Here is a 1106-nt window from a genome sequence, read left to right on the forward strand (position 1 = left end):
CTGGCAGCCTGTGTCGGCGCGCGCCAGCAAGCCCTCGAGGCCGCGAGACCTGCCGGACCGAGCGCGGCTGCACTCGCCATGTATGGCGAGATGCCCGACGAGAAGTTCCCTCTGCCTGAAACCGACATTACCGAAGTCGACCCGCGCTTCCTGAGGCAGGAAGTCGCCTATCCGACCAGCGAGCGGCCCGGCACGATCGTCGTCGATACCAACAAGCGCTATCTCTATCTGGTCCGAGAGAACGGCCGTGCCATCCGCTACGGCATCGGCGTCGGCAAGCAGGGCATGTCCTGGCGCGGTCGCGCAACCGTTGCCCGCAAGGCAGCCTGGCCGCGCTGGACCCCGACCCCTGCGATGATCGCGCGTGATCCTGCCAAGAACCGCCCCTGGGCCGGCGGCATGGACGCGGGCCTCGAGAACCCGCTCGGCGCGCGCGCGCTCTATCTCTATCAGGGTGACCGCGACACGCTCTATCGCATCCACGGCACCTCGGAGCCCTGGACCATCGGCACGGCGGTTTCGAGCGGCTGCATCCGCATGTTCAACCAGGATATCATCGACCTGCACAGCCGCGTGCCGACCGGCACCACCGTCGTGGTCCTCAACCGCACCCCGCTGCTGAAGCCGGAGCCCGGCGAGAATTTCGACGAATTCGTCTCCGAAGGTGTCGAGCCGGCCGAGCCGTTCGAAGGCTGATCGCCACCCTCCGTCATCGCCCAGAGATTGGCGCGCATCACCAACCCATAGGGTTCGGTGTTGCGCGCCTCTTCATTTCCCAGCGCCACAAATTGATATAGGCGGTGCTAGGGCGGGGAGCCGTGCTCCAGCTGCCGCATACGAGAGGCCCGGATCAATCCCGCTCCGGCCCGCGAGAGAGGACGACACCTCATGCGCGTGACGATGATCGGTTCGGGCTATGTTGGCCTGGTCTCGGGTGCCTGCTTCGCTGATTTCGGCCATGTCGTGACCTGCGTCGACACCGACGCTCGCAAGATCGAGGCGCTCAACCGCGGCGAGATCCCGATCTTCGAGCCCGGCCTGGACGATCTCGTCGCCAAGAATGTGCGCGAAGGCCGCCTCTCCTTCACGACCGAGCTGGCCGGTGC

1 protein-coding gene and 1 pseudogene are annotated in these 1106 nt (G+C 66.2%); both read left to right on the forward strand.

Annotated elements, in window-relative coordinates:
- A partial coding sequence (locus AC1D34_RS37885) for a L,D-transpeptidase (protein WP_476827069.1) occupies positions 1-696 on the forward strand: 696 nt, incomplete at its 5' end.
- A gap of 192 nt (positions 697-888) precedes the next feature.
- Positions 889-1106 (forward strand): annotated as a pseudogene (locus AC1D34_RS37890) (UDP-glucose 6-dehydrogenase); the annotation flags it as partial.

The organism is Allobosea sp. P1_A7, assembly GCF_056406775.1.